Below are 17260 nucleotides of genomic sequence, written 5' to 3' on the forward strand. Positions count from 1 at the left end.
ATGCCGTTTGCCCTGATCCTGCTGATACTCCCTGCGCTGATCATCTGGCTGGCGGCGCGGATACCGGCGCTGGACCGGATCGGCGTGGTGCCGCTGACCTTTGCCACCGGCTTTGCGCTGGCGCTGAGCCTCGACCTGAGCGCCTTTGCCGACATGCAGACCACGCTGCAAGAGGTGAGCGTGGCGCTGGCCCTGCCGCTCATCCTGTTTGCCGCCAACCTGCGCCGCGCCCTGTCTGAGGCGCGCGGTGCCGGGCTGGCCATGGCGCTGTCGCTGGTCTCGGTCTGTGTGGCCAGCCTGTTGGGGGTGTTGCTGTTTCAGGGCCGGGTCGAGAACCTGCCGCAGGTCGCGGGCATGGCGGTGGGCGCCTATACCGGCAGCGGGGTCAACATGGGCGCAATCAAGAGCGCGACCGGGGTCAGCGACGCGCTGTTCCTGAGCATGGTGACCTATGACATCGTGTTTTCCATCGGCTACATGCTGGTCATCGTACTTGTGGGCCAGCGACTGGCCGGGTTGATCCTGCCGCCCTTTGAGCCCCACTCCCAAGGCGCTCATGCGGCCAACACCTCCCATATCACCGATGACAGCGCGCGCGGATATGCGCGGCTGATCCAGCGTTCTGGGCTGGCGGGGTCAGCGCTCGCCTTTGGCGCGGCAGGGCTGTGTGTCGGTGTGGCGGTGGCGCTGGCCGGCCTGCTGCCCGCGGCGTGGTCCGGCACCGCGACCATCCTTCTGATCACCACATTCGGCCTGCTGGGCGCCTTTGTTCCCCGGTTGCATACCAGCCCGACCAGCTTTCACCTTGGCATGTACCTGATCCTGATTTTCTGCCTCAGCTCGGCCACCCTCCTGGATCTGTCGGTGCTGACCGGGATGAACTGGGCCCTTGGCGGTTACTTCGCCTTTATCCTGCTGGGGGCGATGGCGCTGCACGCGCTGCTCTGCCGCCTGTTCGGGATCGACCGCGACACATATCTGGTCGCGTCGGGCGCCGCGATCATGTCGGTGCCCTTCATCCCGGTGATCTGCGGCGCGCTGCGCAACCGGGCGCTGCTGGTGCCTGGCATCGCCATTGCGATCCTGGGCTATGCGGTGGGCAACTATCTGGGCGTTGCCGTGGCAGGCCTGGCGGCGGCTATGTAAACCTACCCTCGCACCATACCGATCATTCTAATCTCTGTACGATCTGCAAATCTTTCGGAACCATCTGCCATAACAGGTTCACGTTGCGGCCTCTATCTGTTGGTCACCGGGCCGGTCCGCCCGGTTGAAACCACACTGGAAGGATCTCAACATGAAGACTTTCGCACTCACTGCCCTGATTGCTGCGCTGCCGATGCTGGCCGCCCCCGCCTTTGCCGCGGACGAAGTCAACGTCTCGAACGGCATCTCGGCTGGCGGCGCGCCGCTGGCCGTGCATGGCGTCGACCTTGTGACCCTGGTGCGCGACGGCAACCCGGTCGAGGGCTTTGCCAACTACTCGGCAACCATCGACGGGGCATCCTACTATTTCACCTCCGAAGAGAACCTCAAGGAATTCCAATCGGAACCGGCCCGTTACCTGCCCCAGCACGGCGGTTTCTGCTCGTACGGCGTGGCCGTGGGCAAGAAGTTCGACGGCGACCCGGACAAATACGTTCTGGCGGATGGCAAGCTGTTCCTGTTCCTGAACACCGCGACCCGCGACAAGTTCCTTGAGGACGTGGCCGGCACCACCGCCACCGCCGATGGCAACTGGGCCAAGATCAAGCATGTCGCGGTGGGCGACCTCTGATCCCGGCCTCAGGGGCGCGCTTCCCGGCGCCCCGACCCGCCCGCGAAGGAATTAACCCTTCGCGGGCATCTTCCGCTCGATCTCGGCAATCGCGGCGGACAGCGCGGTGGGAATGTCCATCGTGCTGGTATCCAACAACACCGCATCCTTGGCCGGTTTCATCGGCGCGGTGGCGCGGTCCGCATCGCGGGCGTCACGTTCGCGCACATCGGCCAGAACCGCCTCGCGCGTGGTGTCGTGGCCCTTGCCCGTCAGTTCCAGATAGCGGCGTTCGGCGCGTATCTCGGCGCTGGCGGTGACAAACAGCTTCACCTCGGCCTCGGGGCAGATCACCGTTCCGATATCGCGCCCGTCCAGCACCGCGCCGCCTGCCCGGCGGGCAAAGGCACGCTGGAAATCGACCAGCGCCGCGCGCACCTCGGGGATCACCGCCACCTTGCTGGCGGCCTGTGCCACCTCGGCCGTACGCAGGTCATCACGCTCCAGATCCTCGGGCCGCAGGGCGCGCGCGGCTGCATCGGCCGCCTCACCTTTCAGCGTGCGGCGACCCACCGCGCGATAGAGAAGCCCGGTGTCGAGATGGGCGAACCCGAAATGCGCTGCGACAGCTTTCGAAATCGTGCCCTTGCCCGCTGCGGCGGGCCCGTCGATTGCAACCGTAAACGTCATGTCCGCTCCAGCTTTGCGCCCAGACCGCCCATCAGCGGCTCAAAGATCGGGAAAGAGGTGGCGATCGGGCTGCCATCGTCAACCGAAACCGGCGCCATGGCCCCCATGCCCATCACCATGAAGGACATGGCGATGCGGTGATCGAGGAAGCTCTCGCAGGTGCCGCCGCCCGGCACCTTGCCGATACCCAGACCATGCACGGCCCACCAGTCGGCGCCCTCTTCCACGGTCACGCCATTGGCGCGCAACCCGCGCGCCATGGCGTCGATCCGGTCGCTTTCCTTGACGCGCAGTTCCTTGACGCCACCCATCATGGTCACGCCCTGGGCATTGGCGGCCACCACCGACAGAACCGGGTATTCGTCGATCATGCTGGCCGCGCGCGCGGGCGGCACGGTGATGCCCTTCATGTCGGGCGAATAGCGCGCGCGCAGGTCAGCCACCGGCTCGCCGCCCTCGGTGCGCTCGTTCTCATAGGTCAGATCGGCGCCCATCTCGCGCAGCGTGGTAAACAGCCCCGCGCGGGTGGGGTTCAGCCCGATGCCGGGCACCAGCACGTCCGAGCCGGGCGTGATCAGCGCAGCGCAGACCGGAAAGGCGGCGCTCGACGGGTCGCGCGGCACCGCGATCACCTGCGGTTGCAACTCGGGCCGCCCGGTCAGGGTGATGACCCGGCCCTCAACGGTGTCCTCGACCGTGACCTCGGCGCCAAACCCCGCCAGCATCCGCTCGGAGTGGTCGCGGGTGGCCTCCTTCTCGATCACCACGGTCTGACCCGGTGCGTTCAGCCCGGCCAGCAGCACCGCCGATTTCACCTGGGCCGACGGCACCGGCACCTCGTAACGCACCGGTACCGGATCGGCGGCGCCCACGATGGTCATCGGCAGCCGGCCACCCTCGCGACCCACCGCCTGTGCGCCAAACAACGCCAGCGGATCGGTGACCCGCGCCATCGGCCGCTTGTTCAGGCTGGCATCGCCGGTAAAGGTCGCCGTGATGGGCGAGGTTGCCATCGCCCCCATGATCAGCCTCACACCGGTGCCGGAATTGCCGCAATCGATCACCTGGTCCGGCTCGGCAAAGCCACCCACGCCTACCCCGTGCACCGACCACGACCCATCCGCGTGCCGGGTCACTTCGGCGCCAAAGGCCCGCATCGCCTTGGCGGTGTCCAGCACGTCCTCGCCTTCGAGCAGGCCGGTGATACGGGTCTCGCCCACCGCCATCGCGCCAAGGATCAGCGCCCGGTGCGAGATCGACTTGTCGCCCGGCACCTCGGCCACGCCGCTCAGCGGGCCACAGGGATGCGAGGTCATCGGGATGGGGGTGCCGTGTCCGGACATGCGCGCTCCTTCGCAAAAACTCCCCCCGCGATTACCCAATTGCCCCGTCAGGGTCCAGCGGGAACCGGCGCACGACCCCCCTCTTCATTCCGCGGAAAATACTCCGGGGGACGCGCCGCAGGCGCGGGGGGCAGCGCCCCCTTGCCTCAGCCCTCCAACCGGCGAAAGGTCAGGTAATGCGGCACCCGGCCTTCGCGCAGCGCCTTCTGCTCATACCGGGTCGAGATCCAGTCGCCCCAGGGCTGGCGCCAGTCGGCGGGTGCCTCGGCCAGCCATTCGAAACCAGCACGCGGCACTTCTTCCAGCGTCTGGCGCACATAGTCGGGGATGTCGGTGGCCACGCGAAAGATGGCACCCGGTTTCAGCACCCGCGCCAGCGGTTCCAGATGCTCGGGCGTGACAAAGCGGCGGCGGTGATGTCGTTTCTTGGGCCAGGGATCGGGATAGAGCAGGAAAGCGCGCGCGATGCTCTGCGCCGGCAGCACGTCGAAGAGATCGCGTACATCGCCCGGATGCACCCGCACATTGTCAGCGCCTGCCGCCCGGATCTTGCCCAACAGCATCGCCACCCCGTTGATATAGGGTTCGGCACCGATGATGCCGATACCGGGGTTCGAGGCCGCCTGATGCACAAGGTGCTCACCACCGCCGAACCCGATCTCCAGCCAGGTCTCGCGCCCGCCGAACAGCGCGTCCAGATCCAGCGGCTGGCGGCTGGGATTGTCCTGCCAGCTCACCGGACCCGGCGACAGGGGCGTCAGGTCCTCGTCCAGATAGGTCCGCTGGTTCGGTTTCAGGGTCTTGCCCTTGATGCGGCCGTAAAAGTTGCGGCGCGGGCGGTCGGGTGTCGTCTTGCTCATGGCCGCGGGGTTACTGCGCCCGCGCGCCCGGTGCAAGGGTCTGCCGCGCGGCCCGGTGCCTCATTCGGCGGCGCGGGCACGTTCACGCAGCACCCCGGCGCGGGTCAGTTCCAGCCGCGAGGGGTACCAGCTGTCATCCGCGCGCACGCCCTTGGTTCGCACCGCAAACCCCGCATCCACACCCCGGTCGATCATATAGACCAGATCGTCATGCACCTCGCTCTGGGTATCCTCATAGACCCACGAGACGAAATCGAACGGCGTCTCCCAGCCATCGGCCTCGCGATTTGCGGTATAATACTCCTCGACCGAACGGGGTGACCAGGTGGTCTGATGAAAGCCGATCTTGGCGCCCAACAGCATCCGCCGCCCGGCCCCGGCCAAAAAGATACGCACGCAAGCGCTGAAACATTCGCCCGACACCAGGGTATCGAGGTCGAAATCCAGCACGATCCGCGCCATCTCGCGCCCGGCATACAGGCTGCCACCGGTGCTGTTGAGGTCCAGCACCCGGATCTCGGGGTTCTGCCGCAACAACTCCAGCAGCCGGTCGATATGGGCCACCTCGATATCGGTCGAACCGCCCGCTTCGTGCTCCTGCGTGGTGTCATAGATCAGCGTATCGCCCGCGACGCGGAACACCGGGTCGTCCGCTTTGGCACCCGCCGCAATCACCCAGCCGAGTGTCAGCCCCACGACAAGCGAAAGCCTTGCAAATTGGCGCATGCGGGGTCTCCTTCATGGTTTCCGCAAGGGTGAAAAACCACGCCGCGCGGGTCAAGCGGAAACACCCTGATCCACGAAAAAGGGCGGCCCACTGGCCGCCCTCTTGTCGATCACGATGCGCCGGTTCAGACCGCCTTTTTCAGCGCCTCGGCCAGATCGGTGCGCTCCCAGCTGAAGCCGCCATCGGCCTCGGGCTCGCGACCGAAATGACCATAGGCGGCGGTGCGCTCGTAAATCGGCTTGTTCAGACCCAGATGGGTGCGGATGCCGCGCGGGGTCAGGTTCATGACCTTGGGGATTGCCGCCTCGATCTCGGCATCGGCGACCGTGCCGGTGCCATGGGTATCGGCATAGATCGACAGCGGCGCCGACACGCCGATGGCATAGCTCAGCTGGATGGTGCATTTCTCGGCCATGCCGGCGGCGACCACGTTCTTGGCCAGATAGCGCGCGGCATAGGCGGCCGAGCGGTCCACCTTGGTCGGATCCTTGCCCGAGAAGGCGCCGCCGCCATGCGGCGCGGCACCGCCATAGGTATCGACGATGATCTTGCGCCCGGTCAGGCCGGCATCGCCATCGGGTCCGCCGATCACGAACTTACCGGTCGGATTGACGTGCCAGACGGTCTCGGCGGTCAACCAGCCCTCGGGCAGGACTTCGCGGATATAGGGTTCGACGATGGCACGGATATCGGCGCTGGTCAGGGCGGGGTCCAGATGCTGGGTCGACAGCACCAGCGACGAGACGCCGACCGGCTGCCCGTCGCGATAGATGACCGAGAGTTGCGATTTCGCATCCGGCCCCAGTGCCGGTTCGGTGCCGTTCTTGCGCACCTCGGCCAGGCGGCGCAGGATCGCGTGGCTGTACTGGATCGGCGCCGGCATCAGCGCCGGTGTTTCGGTGGTGGCATAGCCGAACATGATGCCCTGGTCGCCAGCCCCCTCGTCCTTGCCTTCGGCGGCGTCGACGCCCTGGGCGATATGGGCCGACTGTTCGTGCAGCAGATTGGTGATCTCCACCGTCTCGTGGTGGAACTTGTCCTGCTCGTAGCCGATATCCTTGATGCAGTCGCGGGCGATCCGGTCGATCCGGCCCATGTATTCGCGCAGCTTCGCCTGATCCGACAGGCCCACCTCGCCACCGATCACCACACGGTTGGTGGTCGCAAAGGTTTCACAGGCGACGCGCGCCTCGGGTTCTTCGGTCAGAAAGGCGTCAAGCACCGCATCCGAGATACGGTCGCACACCTTGTCCGGGTGCCCTTCGGAGACGGATTCCGAAGTGAAGATGTAGTTCTGTCGGGACATGAAAAGTGCTCCATTAAAGGTTTCCCTCGCCACGCCAGGAAGCCGTTGTGGCAGGTCCAAGCCGGGATACGCGGGGCCATTGGCAAGGTCAATCGCTATTTGGACGCAGCGCCCAGCCCTGTATCCGCACTGCACCAGCCAGCAAAACCAGCACCAGCAGCCAGGGCAGATCGCCGGTCCGGCTATAGAGTGTCGGCGGCAAGGCCCGTGGCAAATCCGCATCCACATAGCCGTCCTGCCCCAGTGGCAGTGCGGCGGTGATACGCCCTTGCGGATCGATCATCGCCGAGATGCCGGTATTGGCCACGCGCACCATCGGCAGACCCTGTTCGATGGTCCGCATCCGCGCCTGAGCCAGATGCTGATACGGGCCGGCCCAGGTGCCGAACCAGGCGTCGTTGGTGACCTGCACCAGCAGCCGGGGCCGCCCGGCCGGGCCACGCGCATATCGCGGGAACACCGCCTCGTAACAGATCAGCGGCAGCGCCGCGCCAATGCCCGGGATGGGCAAGGTTTCCGGCCCGGGACCGGCGCTGAAGCCCCGCCCGCTGCGAGCGGCAAAGCCCGCGATGCCGAATTGCTCCAGCAGATCACCCAACGGAACGTATTCGCCGAACGGAACCAGATGATGCTTGTCATATGTGGCCTCGACCCGCCCGCCCGGGCCGATCATCGCAAGCGCGTTGTAGATGCGTGGCCCCTCGGCCCGGTTCGCCCCCAGCAGCACCGGCGCGCCGCGCGCGGCGGCGGCGATCTGCTCCAGCACCGGCCCGGCTTCCTCCAACCAGTAGGGCAACGCCGATTCCGACCAGACCACCAGATCGGGTGGCGTGTCGGCAGCGGTATAGCGGATCTGGCGCTCCAGAAAGATCGGATACCAATCGGGATCCCATTTCTGATGCTGCGGCGCGTTGGGTTGCACCAGACGCACCACCTTGCCGCTGCTTTCAACCGGCACGCGCGCCGCATCCGCGGCCAGCACGGCCAGACCCAGCGCCAGCGGCGGCAGGGCGCAGGAGAGCAGCACACGCCCCCTCAATCCCCGCGCCAGCCCGGCACCGGGGATCATGGTCGCCGCAAGCGTCAACACCGCCAGACCGTTGGGCCCGATCCAGGCCAGCAGCAGGGCCATATCGGTCTCGACCCAGATTTGCGCCAGACCGGCCCAGGGAAAGCCCGTGAACACATATCCTCGGGCCAGTTCCATCAGGCCGAGTGTCAGGACCAGCAGGGTCACCCGCCGGAAAGGCCCCAGCCCGGGCCGCGCCGCCAGCGCAAAGGCCACGGCCCAGAACAGGGCCAACCCCCCCGCCATCAGCACCAGCGCAAACGGCGCCATCCAGCCATGCCGCGCCACATCCACCAGAAACGGCTCGACGATCCAGATCAGCGCATGGCCGAAATAGCCGGTGGCAAAGGCCCAGCCGGTCCAGCCCGCCTGACGCCAGCCCGGCGCCGCAAGGAACAGTGCGGGCACCGCCAGCAATGCGGCGACGGTGGCGCCCCACAGCGATAACGGCGCCAGGCCAAGCGCGGCCACGACCCCCAGCACCGCTGCCAGCGCCATACGCTGGCTCAGCGGCCAAGCTGCAACAAAGTTCATTCGGCGGCGTCGGGGATCATCACCCGCAAGCGCTTGATCCGGCGCGGGTCGGCATCCATGACCTCGAATTCCACGCCATCGGGATGCGGCACCACCTCGCCCCGCGCGGGCACCCGGCCCGACAGCATGAAGACGAGGCCGCCCAGCGTGTCGATCTCTTCCTCGTCCACATCCTCGTGGCTGGTCAGCGAACGACCGATCTCGGTCTCGAACTCGTCAAGCGGCGTCCGCGCCTGCGCGATATAACAGCCGGGCCGTTCCTTTATCCAGGTCTGCGCCTCGTCGGTGTCGTGCTCGTCCTCGATCTCTCCGACGACCTGTTCGATCAGGTCCTCGATGGTCAGCAAGCCGTCGACCCCGCCATATTCGTCGATCACCAACGCCATATGGCGACGCTCGGTCTGCATCTTGGTCAGCAGCACCCCGATCGGCATCGACGGCGGCACGAACAGCAATGGCCGCAGCATCGACCCCAGATCGAACACCGTAGAGTTGCCGTTGAACCCGTGGGTGAGCGCGAAATCCTTGAGATGCACGAAGCCCAGCGGGGTATCGAGCGTGTTCTCGTAGACCGGAATACGGGTCATGCCGCTATCGCGAAAGATCTGGACCAGCTCCTCCTTCGAGATGGACAGCGGGACCGACACGATCTCGGCCGTGGGGATCGCCACATCCTCGACCCGCATGCGGCGCAGGTTGAGTATTCCCGGAACCGGGGTGGGCGCCGTCGTGGCCCCGTTCGGGGCCTGTTCCTGGTGGCTTTCACCGGATGAAAATGCATCCATGATACGGGTGAAAAACCCTGTCTTGTCTGCGTTCGTTTCGCCGGTTTCCTCCGGCTGCGCGCTTTGCGCTGCGCTAGAACTGCCTTCTATGTCGCCCATCAATCCTGTTCCAAATCGAGGCCCCTTGGCCCCTCACTCCATATTATATGGGTCATCAAGGCCCAGATTGCCAAGTATCCGGCGTTCCAAACCCTCCATCAGCGTGGCGTCTTCGTCACGGATGTGATCATAACCCAGCAGATGCAACAGGCCATGAACAATCAGATGTGTCACATGGTCGTCCATTGGCTTGCCCGCGGCCTCGGCCTCGCGCTGGCAGGTGTCAAAGGCGATGGCGATATCGCCCAGCGGAATCGCTCCGGTGAAATCGGCCTCGGGCGCCATGGGCTCGCCGCCCGGCTCCTCGGCGGCCAGATCCTCGGCGGGCCAACTCAGGACATTGGTGGGGGCGGGCTTGTCTCGGAATTCGGCATTCAGCGCGGCGATGCGATCGTCGTCGCAGCCAAGCAAGCTGATTTCGCAAACTTCTGGGTCCAGCCCCATCTGCGCCAGCGTCGCCGAAATCGCCCGGTCAGCCAGCGGCGGCAGGATGGTCCAGCGCGAATCCTCCAGCGTCAGATCCAGCGTCATGCTTCCACGCTCCGCGCCGCCAAATACCCAGCGATCCTACTCACAAACCCAACTCCGTTCAGCCCGTGTCGGCCTCATACGCCTCGATGATGGCGGCGACAAGCGGGTGTCGCACCACATCCTTGGAGGTGAAATAGTTGAAGCTGATGCCCGGCACCGGCTTCAACAGCCGTTCGGCATCGGCCAGACCCGAGGTCACCCCGCGCGGCAGATCGACCTGGCTGCGATCGCCGGTGATCACCATGCGGCTGCCCTCGCCAAGACGGGTCAGGAACATCTTCATCTGCATGGTGGTGGCGTTCTGCGCCTCGTCCAGCACCACAAAGGCATTGGCCAGCGTGCGCCCCCGCATGAAGGCCAGCGGCGCGATCTCGATCTTCTTTTCCTCGATCAGCTTGGCCACCTGCTTGCCCGGCAGGAAATCGTTCAGCGCGTCATAAAGCGGCTGCATATAGGGGTCGACCTTGTCCTTCATGTCGCCCGGCAGATAGCCCAGCTTCTCGCCCGCCTCGACCGCCGGACGGCTGAGGATGATACGGTCGACCAGACCGTTGATGAACATCGACACACCCACCGCGACCGCCAGATAGGTCTTGCCGGTGCCCGCCGGACCAATGCCAAAGGCCAGTTCGTTCTCGAACAGTGATTTGACATAGGCCTTTTGCGCGTCGGTGCGCGGTTCGACCGGCTTCTTGCGGGTCTTGATCTCGATCCGGCCGCCCAGAAACATCTCCAGCTGGTCCTCCGCCGGAGTATCCCTGGCCTCTTCGCCGCGTCCCATGCGCAATTCGCGGTCCACATCGGCGCCCTCGACCGGGCGGCCCGATTGCAGGCGCTCGTACAGCGCCTCCAGCACCTCGGCGGCGCGGTCGCGCGCGCCGGCCTCGCCCAGCACCGACAGCAGATTGCCGCGCCGCACGATCTGCACACCCAGTACCTGTTCGATCAGCACAAGGTGGCGGTCATGCTCGCCGCACAAATCTATCAACAGCCGGTTATCGGGGAATTCGAGTTGCAGCTCCGCAGGGGTGCTGCTGTCTTGCGGTGGTGTGAGGGCGCTGATGGCCATCCGCTCTCCTGTAGTCGCAGTCCTGGGACAAGCGTAGCCAAGATATTGCGGTCGGTGCAAGCGGGACCGCAAAGTTTTCACCCTTTTGAAACAAAAAGACCGCCCCGTGGGGCGGCCTTGATGACATGTTCGGCACTCAGATCGCGTCGACGATATTCGAACCTTCCTTGAACGGGCCGGTGGCCACGCCCTTGGGCAACGAGTCGTCGCAGACCGGCTTTCCGTGGCGATCCATCCGCTGCGACAGATAGCCCTCAAGACCGTCGTCGATGATCCAGTGCTGGCAGCCGGTCGGGTCGACCCATATACCGGCCTTGAGCTGCGACAGGTCCTTGGCGTCGATGCCGCGGTCACGGGTCTTGTCGGTGGCTTCACAGGCGGCAAGCCCACCCAGAGCCGCGAGAAGGGCGATCCCCTTGATCAGTTTCATGTCGCTCTCCTCAGTTCACACAGATGATTTCGACGCGGCGGTTCTGCGCCATGTTCGCGGCGCTGGTATTTGGCACGCGCGGATCACGCTCGCCGTAACCGCGCACATCGACGATGCGGGCGCCCGAAGCACGGCCCACCCGCGCAACCGAATTGGCCCGGTTGACCGATAGCCGCAGGTTATAGGCATCCGAGGCCCGGCTGTCGGTATGGCCGGTGATGATGTAACCGTTGGCACCCGTCTCCTGAAAGAACTGACGCAGCCGCGCCTGTCCCTCGGACGAGATGCGATAGCTGTCGGTCGCAAAGAACTGGTCCGTCGGCATCGTGCCGCACAGCGCGCCCCGGCGGCAGACCGGGGTTCCGTCGCGGCGGACATGGGGGGTCATGAAACCCTCGGCGCCGTCATCCATCACCCAATGCTCGCAGCCATCGGGATCGACCCAGATGGTCGGCACATAGCGCTCGCCGATAATGGTCCGGGTGGTGCCCCCGCTGCTGGATTGTGCGACAGCCGGGGTCGTCGCAATCCCGGTCAGCGCAAGGACGGTTGCAAGCGCGGCAGCCACGCTCTTGAGTTTGAAATCAGTCACCGAAAATTCCTCACCTGGTTCCCCCACTGCCGACATGCGGCGGACAAGGGCCGCTCGCCGGACGCGAAACTGGTGCAAGCTTAGGAAAATTCGACATTTCTGTGAAGCGAAATCCACCAGATATTGTGGCGTTTTTGTCGACACTCACCAATGTTTCCCCGAAATTGTAACGAATCGGTGGCTCTCGGGCGGGTTTTGCGGGTTCGTACCGATCCGATTCTCGTCACCCCACGTGAACTGCCGATCCGGCTCTGCAAGGCGATTGAGGAGCGATTGGAAACAGAAGCGTTTCTTGCCACGCATTACTCTCGCTCCAGTTGACAATCACCATCGATCAACTCCCTGAAGCGGTGGCTTCCGCGACTCCTCCGGATCGGCTAGCATCGACGGTGCCGGGTTCCCCTCCGGGACCGGTGCGCTGTCACGGGCTGTGTGGCGGCGCTACATTTTTCTTGTCAGACGTGGGGGTATTGACATGAAAGCCTATCTGCGCGCCGGGGCTGCCCTGGCGCTAACCGCTGTCATGGCGACGTCACCCGAGGCGCAACAGCGCCCGACCAAACCGGGGTCGGATGTCCATCACATCACCATCAGCTGCTTTCGCGGACCGACCAGCAGCGTGATCTGGGATCGGCCCAACGCGGTGTTTGTCGAGGATCTGGTGCGGATGGGGTATACCTATCCCGAGGCCCATGCCATCGGCGAGCGCATCTGCCGCGATGAATGGGGCGTTGGCCAGCACGACTACATGCGCTCGTCGCTTCTTCAGATCGTGGCCAAGACGCCGCCGTCGCACTGATCCGATATCGGCTCAGGCCAGCTCGCCCGCCAGCGAGTTGGCGCCCGAGGCGACGATCCGAACGCGGGCGATCTGCCCGGCCTCGAGACCCGGATCCTGCACGTGGACCGCGTGCAGGTATTCGCTCTTGCCGACCATCTGGCCGGGCAGGCGACCGGGTTTTTCGAACAGGACACTGACCTCGCGCCCGACCATGCTGTCCTGGATCTCGCGCTGGTGGCGGGTGATCACCGCCTGCAACCGGTGCAGCCGGTCGTCGGCCTCGGCCGGGTCGACCTGCGCGCGCTCGGCCGCCGGAGTGCCGGGGCGGGTCGAATACTTGAAGGAATAGGCATAGCCGTACCGCACCTCTTCCACCAGATCGAGCGTGGCCTGGAAATCGGCCTCGGTTTCTTCGGGGAAGCCCACGATGAAATCGCCCGACATCAGGATGTCGGGACGCGCCGCCCGGATACGCTCGATCAGCCGCAGATAACTCTCGGCGGTATGGCTGCGGTTCATCCGCTTCAGGATCTTGTCCGACCCCGCCTGCACCGGCAGGTGCAGATAGGGCATCAGCTTGGCGCAGGCGCCATGCGCCTCGATCAGGTCGTCACTCATGTCATTGGGATGGCTGGTGGTGAACCTGATACGCTCCAGCCCGTCGATCTTGTCCAGCTCCCAGATCAGCCCGGCCAGTGTCATGTCGCCGTTCGGCCCCGCGCCGTGATAGGCATTGACGTTCTGGCCCAGCAGCGTGATCTCGCGCACGCCGCGTTCGACCAGTTCGTTGGCCTCGCGCAGGATGCGGTCGGCGGGCCGGCTGACCTCGGCACCGCGGGTATATGGCACCACGCAAAAGGCGCAGAACTTGTCACAGCCCTCTTGCACCGTCAGGAACGCGGTCGGGCCGCGCTTCGCCTTGGGGCGGCCTTTCAGCTTTTCAAACTTGTCTTCCTCGGGGAAATCGGTGTCCAGCGCCTTTTCCCCGGCGCGCGCCTTGGCCTCCAGTTCCGGCAGGCGGTGATAGCTTTGCGGCCCGACCACCAGATCGACCAGCGGCTGGCGGCGCATGATCTCTTCACCCTCGGCCTGGGCCACGCAGCCCGCAACCCCGATCTTGAGATCGGGTTTGGCGGCCTTCAGCCCCTTGAACCGGCCCAGTTCGGAATAGACCTTTTCCGCTGCCTTTTCCCGGATATGGCAGGTGTTGAGCAGGATCATGTCGGCGTCTTCGACGCTTTGCGTCTCGACATAGCCCTGCCCGCCAAGCGCCTCGGCCATGCGCTCGCTGTCATAGACGTTCATCTGGCAACCATAGGTCTTGATAAACAGCTTCTTGGGGTCGGACATCGGACGGACCTTTGTTTTCGCGGGATCAGCGGCGGCCTCTACAGGGTTCGGGCGCCGCTTGCAATGCACGCGCAATTAACCGAAGTTGGCCCAGAATGCCAGACAGGCAAAGACGCAAGGCAGGCTGGACAGGCATGGAATACGCCTCACTCGATCATTTCCTGAAAACCGGGGCCGAGGCCCTGGCCAAGGGGCCGGTGGCGATGATCTTCGTCGAGGACGATGTCGAACTGGCCACCACCATGCGCCACCATATCCAATGCGGGTTCAAATCGGTGCTGGCGCTGATGCCCGATGCCTTTACCCTGCCCCCCGACGTGGAAAACCGGGTCCATCGCATCCCCTTCGATTGCGGCCCGCGCCTGGCGGTGACCAATGCCATCAACCGCATCATCGCCGCGGCGCCGGGCATCTGGATGTATTACTGCTTCAACGCCGAATACCTTTTCTATCCGTTCTGCGAGACCCGCAGCATCGGCGAGATGCTGGCCTTTCACGGCGAAGAGCGGCGCGATGCCATGCTGACCTATGTCATCGACCTCTATGCCGACGACCTCAGCGCCTTTCCCATCGGGGTCTCGCTCGACCGCGCCTTTCTGGACAGATCCGGCTATTACGCCCAGGCCCGCAAGGACCCGGAAACCGGCCATCCGCGCGAACGGCAGCTCGATTTCTTCGGCGGCGTGCGCTGGCGCTACGAGGAACATATCCCCAAGGACAGCCGCAAGATCGACCGCATTTCGTTGTTCAAATCGGCGCCCGGCCTGCATCTGCGTCCCGATCACACTTTCGACGACCAGGAATACAACACCTATGCCTGTCCCTGGCATCACAACCTGACGGCGGCGATCTGTTCCTTCCGCACCGCCAAGGCGCTGAAGAAGAACCCCGGATCAACCTTCGAGATCCACAGCTTCCGCTGGCACAACTCCACCCCCTTCGAATGGCATTCCCGCCAGCTGCTCGATCTGGGGCTGATGGAACCGGGACAGTGGTTCTGATCCCGGCCTGTCCCTTCATTTCGCCATAAATACTCCGGGGGAGGCGCGCCAGCGCCGGGGGCAGCGCCCCCTCTAGCGTCGCAGCAGCACCGGGAACCAATCCTCGCGCAGGCGCTGACCGGGCATCATGTCGTGCCCCGGATAGGGCGGCGAGGTACGACCGGGACGCTCCACATAGCGCGCGTCATCCCCAACCAGCCGGAGCGAGAAGGCGCGGCGCCGCGAATTGCTGGTATTGCCGCGCGCGCCGTGCAGGGTGCGATAGTCAAACGCCACCGCATCACCCGGCGCCATCTCGAACTCGACGATCCGCATCCCCTCGGCCTCGGGGTCGGGCACCGGCATGTACTGGCCTTCATCGGCAAAGAACCCCTCTTCGGACACCCAGCGGGTCGGCAGAACCTCCTTCTCCCAGCGATGCGACCCGGCCACACAGCGCAGCGTCGCCTCGGTCACCGGGTCCAGCGGCGACCAGAAACTGACGGTCTGCCGCCCCTCGACAAAGTAATAGGGCCCGTCCTGGTGCCAGGGCGTCGCCATCGAGGTGCCCGGCTCCTTGACCAGCACGTGGTCGTGGAACATCTGCACGGTTTGCGACCGCATCAGGTCGGCGGCCACCTCGGCGGCGGGCGAGGTCTCGATCACCTCGCGAAACTCTGGGATACGTTCCCAGTTGCAATAATCGTCAAAGAACAGGCCCGTATGCCCCTCCTTGCGGTTTTCCGAGGCATAGGGACCGGGTGCCGCCATGTTGGCGGCAATCCCGGCGCGCAGGGCCTCCACATGATCGGCGAACAGGCCCCGGACCAGCACGACACCGTCGCGCTGAAAGGTCTCGATCATCTCGGGCGTGACAAGCGGGTGCGGCATGGCGATCTCTCCGGGGCTGATGTCCTGCCTCTTTCTGCGCATGACGGGAACTTCTGTTCAAATCATATCTTTCTAACTAATAAATAGATTGATGTTATATCTCACTTTGCGCCAATACGAATATGTCTGTGCCGTGGGCCGTCATGGCAGCCTGTCGGCCGCCGCCGCCGCGTTGAACGTTTCCCAGCCGGCACTGTCTGCCGCACTGGCCAAGATCGAGACGCATCTGGGCCAGCCCCTCTTCATCCGCAGGCGAGGTTCGGCCATGGCGGTGACCCCGGCAGGGCGCGATTTCATCACCGCCGCCGAGGCGCTTTTGTCCGACGCGGCCCGGATCGAGGATCCGGCCCATCCCCGCCCGGCCAAACGACAGCTGCATCTGGGCTGTTTCACCGATCTGGCACCCTTCCTGCTGGCCCCTGCCCTGCACGCGCTGCGCCGGGCGCTGCCGGATGTGACGATCAGCACCCGCGCCGACGGGTTCGAGGCGCTGATTTCGGCGCTGCTCAAGGGCCAGATCGACCTGGCGCTGACCTATGATCTGGGGCTGGATGCCGGGTTTCACCGCCAACCGCTCTATCGCAGCCACCCGCAGGCCCTGATGTCTCCCTACCATCCGCTGGCCCGGGGCGCCGACCCCGACCTGAAGGCGCTGACCGGGCATCCGCTGATCCTGTCGGACGAGGGCCTATCGGCGCAGCACATGCTGGGTCTCTTTCGACGGCATGGATTGTCGCCGCTGGTGGCGCACCGGGCCGCCACGCTGGAACTGTTGCGCAGCCTCGCCGCCCATGGCGAAGGCGTCGGGATCAGCTATGCGGCGCCCGCTCACGCCACCAGCTATGACGGCAGACCGCTGCTCAGTCGCCCGATCGCCGGGGCGGATTTGACAGAATCCGTGATCCTTGTCCGGCACGGCACCGGCGCGGCGGACGCAACCACCGCGCGGGCGGCACAGGTCTTGACGGATTTGTTCGGCGCGGGCTGATCAGCCCTTGCGCCGCAACCGGATCACCACATCGACCGAGGCGATTTCGACCCCGTCGGGCGCTTCGGGCAGGCGCTGGATCACCAGCTGGTCCGAAGGCGCGTCCGACAGCCGCCCCTCGTCCTCCCAAAAGAAATGCGGGTGATCGTGGGTATTGGTGTCGAAATAGCTTTTCGAGCCATCCACCGTGATCTCCTGCAACACTCCGGCCTCGCAAAAGGCGCGCAGCGTGTTGTAGACGGTTGCCAGCGACACGGCGGCACCCTTGGTCCGGGCGGCGTCGAACAGGCTTTCGGCGGTCACATGGCGGTGGCGGCCATCGCCCACCAGCAACTCGGCCAGCGCCACGCGCTGACGGGTCGGGCGCAGCCCGGCATCTACCAGCCAGTCGGTGGCGATTTCCTGAGAATTTAGCGTCATCGGTCCCGTTCCGTTGCGGCTAACGGTATATATAAAGTGCGCGCAGCGTAAAACTCAAA

19 protein-coding genes and 1 riboswitch are annotated in these 17260 nt (G+C 65.0%); of the genes, 5 read left to right on the forward strand and 14 right to left on the reverse strand.

The features are described from left to right. Together AC2FLM_RS06820 and AC2FLM_RS06825 are read left to right on the forward strand one after the other, a co-directional pair. The gene (locus AC2FLM_RS06820) at positions 1-1146 is read left to right on the forward strand and encodes a DUF819 family protein (RefSeq protein WP_496856741.1); all 1146 of its coding nucleotides are present in this window, start codon (positions 1-3) and stop codon (positions 1144-1146) included. A gap of 151 nt (positions 1147-1297) precedes the next feature. Next, the gene (locus AC2FLM_RS06825) at positions 1298-1777 is read left to right on the forward strand and encodes a YHS domain-containing (seleno)protein (RefSeq protein ID WP_496856743.1); all 480 of its coding nucleotides are present in this window, start codon (positions 1298-1300) and stop codon (positions 1775-1777) included. A 51-nt stretch (positions 1778-1828) separates the two neighbouring features. On the opposite strand, the gene AC2FLM_RS06830 is transcribed toward AC2FLM_RS06825, so the two are convergent. The 11 genes from AC2FLM_RS06830 to AC2FLM_RS06880 form a co-directional block, all read right to left on the reverse strand. Continuing rightward, complete coding sequence (locus AC2FLM_RS06830; RefSeq protein ID WP_496856745.1) at positions 1829-2446, reverse strand: (d)CMP kinase; 618 nt, start codon at positions 2444-2446, stop codon at positions 1829-1831. Beyond that, positions 2443-3789: a 3-phosphoshikimate 1-carboxyvinyltransferase gene (gene aroA, locus AC2FLM_RS06835; protein WP_234143699.1), complete on the reverse strand. Its 1347-nt coding sequence runs from the start codon at positions 3787-3789 to the stop codon at positions 2443-2445. The genes AC2FLM_RS06830 and aroA overlap by 4 nt, the downstream gene beginning before the upstream one ends. Positions 3790-3935: 146 nt before the next feature. Next, a complete protein-coding gene (gene trmB / locus AC2FLM_RS06840) occupies positions 3936-4649 on the reverse strand; it encodes a tRNA (guanine(46)-N(7))-methyltransferase TrmB (RefSeq protein WP_234140253.1) in 714 nt (237 codons plus the stop codon). 60 nt (positions 4650-4709) lie between these two features. Continuing rightward, entirely contained in the window at positions 4710-5375 is a 666-nt protein-coding gene (locus AC2FLM_RS06845; RefSeq protein WP_496856748.1) for a COG3904 family protein, read from the reverse strand. A gap of 125 nt (positions 5376-5500) precedes the next feature. Next, positions 5501-6682 carry a methionine adenosyltransferase gene (gene metK, locus AC2FLM_RS06850; protein WP_496856750.1) on the reverse strand — a complete coding sequence of 394 codons (1182 nt, stop codon included), beginning with the start codon at positions 6680-6682 and terminating at the stop codon, positions 5501-5503. 6 nt (positions 6683-6688) lie between these two features. Continuing rightward, positions 6689-6739, reverse strand: a riboswitch (SAM-SAH riboswitch). Positions 6740-6770: 31 nt separating this feature from the next. Then, positions 6771-8285 (reverse strand): apolipoprotein N-acyltransferase, encoded by a 1515-nt coding sequence (gene lnt, locus AC2FLM_RS06855; RefSeq protein WP_496856752.1) that lies wholly within the window; start codon positions 8283-8285, stop codon positions 6771-6773. Next, complete coding sequence (locus AC2FLM_RS06860) at positions 8282-9169, reverse strand: hemolysin family protein (RefSeq protein ID WP_234140261.1); 888 nt, start codon at positions 9167-9169, stop codon at positions 8282-8284. Before AC2FLM_RS06860 ends, lnt begins: the two co-directional genes overlap by 4 nt. 33 nt (positions 9170-9202) lie before the next feature. Further along, positions 9203-9700 carry an rRNA maturation RNase YbeY gene (gene ybeY / locus AC2FLM_RS06865; RefSeq protein ID WP_496856753.1) on the reverse strand — a complete coding sequence of 166 codons (498 nt, stop codon included), beginning with the start codon at positions 9698-9700 and terminating at the stop codon, positions 9203-9205. Between the two features lie 58 nt (positions 9701-9758). Beyond that, positions 9759-10769, reverse strand: a complete 1011-nt coding sequence (locus AC2FLM_RS06870; protein ID WP_234143695.1) for a PhoH family protein — start codon at positions 10767-10769, stop codon at positions 9759-9761. A 136-nt stretch (positions 10770-10905) separates the two neighbouring features. After that, entirely contained in the window at positions 10906-11199 is a 294-nt protein-coding gene (locus AC2FLM_RS06875) for a hypothetical protein (protein WP_234140264.1), read from the reverse strand. Between the two features lie 10 nt (positions 11200-11209). Beyond that, positions 11210-11827, reverse strand: coding sequence for an OmpA family protein (locus AC2FLM_RS06880; protein WP_235789805.1), 618 nt, complete (start codon positions 11825-11827; stop codon positions 11210-11212). A 439-nt stretch (positions 11828-12266) separates the two neighbouring features. Here AC2FLM_RS06880 and AC2FLM_RS06885 point away from each other — a divergent pair, with 439 nt between their 5' ends. Then, positions 12267-12590: a hypothetical protein gene (locus AC2FLM_RS06885; RefSeq protein WP_234143694.1), complete on the forward strand. Its 324-nt coding sequence runs from the start codon at positions 12267-12269 to the stop codon at positions 12588-12590. A 12-nt stretch (positions 12591-12602) separates the two neighbouring features. Here AC2FLM_RS06885 and miaB read toward each other — a convergent pair whose 3' ends face one another. Further along, entirely contained in the window at positions 12603-13922 is a 1320-nt protein-coding gene (miaB, locus tag AC2FLM_RS06890; RefSeq protein WP_496856755.1) for a tRNA (N6-isopentenyl adenosine(37)-C2)-methylthiotransferase MiaB, read from the reverse strand. A gap of 134 nt (positions 13923-14056) precedes the next feature. On the opposite strand from miaB, the gene AC2FLM_RS06895 reads away from it, so the two are divergent. Continuing rightward, positions 14057-14923, forward strand: coding sequence for a hypothetical protein (locus AC2FLM_RS06895; protein WP_234140334.1), 867 nt, complete (start codon positions 14057-14059; stop codon positions 14921-14923). A 72-nt stretch (positions 14924-14995) separates the two neighbouring features. Here the strand turns inward: AC2FLM_RS06895 and AC2FLM_RS06900 are convergent, their stop codons facing one another. Further along, positions 14996-15793, reverse strand: a complete 798-nt coding sequence (locus tag AC2FLM_RS06900; RefSeq protein WP_234144288.1) for a phytanoyl-CoA dioxygenase family protein — start codon at positions 15791-15793, stop codon at positions 14996-14998. Between the two features lie 91 nt (positions 15794-15884). Between AC2FLM_RS06900 and AC2FLM_RS06905 the strand changes: the two genes are divergently transcribed. Next, positions 15885-16781: a LysR family transcriptional regulator gene (locus AC2FLM_RS06905; protein ID WP_496856757.1), complete on the forward strand. Its 897-nt coding sequence runs from the start codon at positions 15885-15887 to the stop codon at positions 16779-16781. Here the strand turns inward: AC2FLM_RS06905 and irrA are convergent, their stop codons facing one another. Then, a complete protein-coding gene (gene irrA / locus AC2FLM_RS06910; RefSeq protein WP_496856759.1) occupies positions 16782-17201 on the reverse strand; it encodes an iron response transcriptional regulator IrrA in 420 nt (139 codons plus the stop codon). It abuts the gene before it with no gap. Positions 17202-17260: the final 59 nt, after the last annotated feature.

The sequence above is a fragment of the Ruegeria sp. SAZD011 genome, from assembly GCF_059612545.1.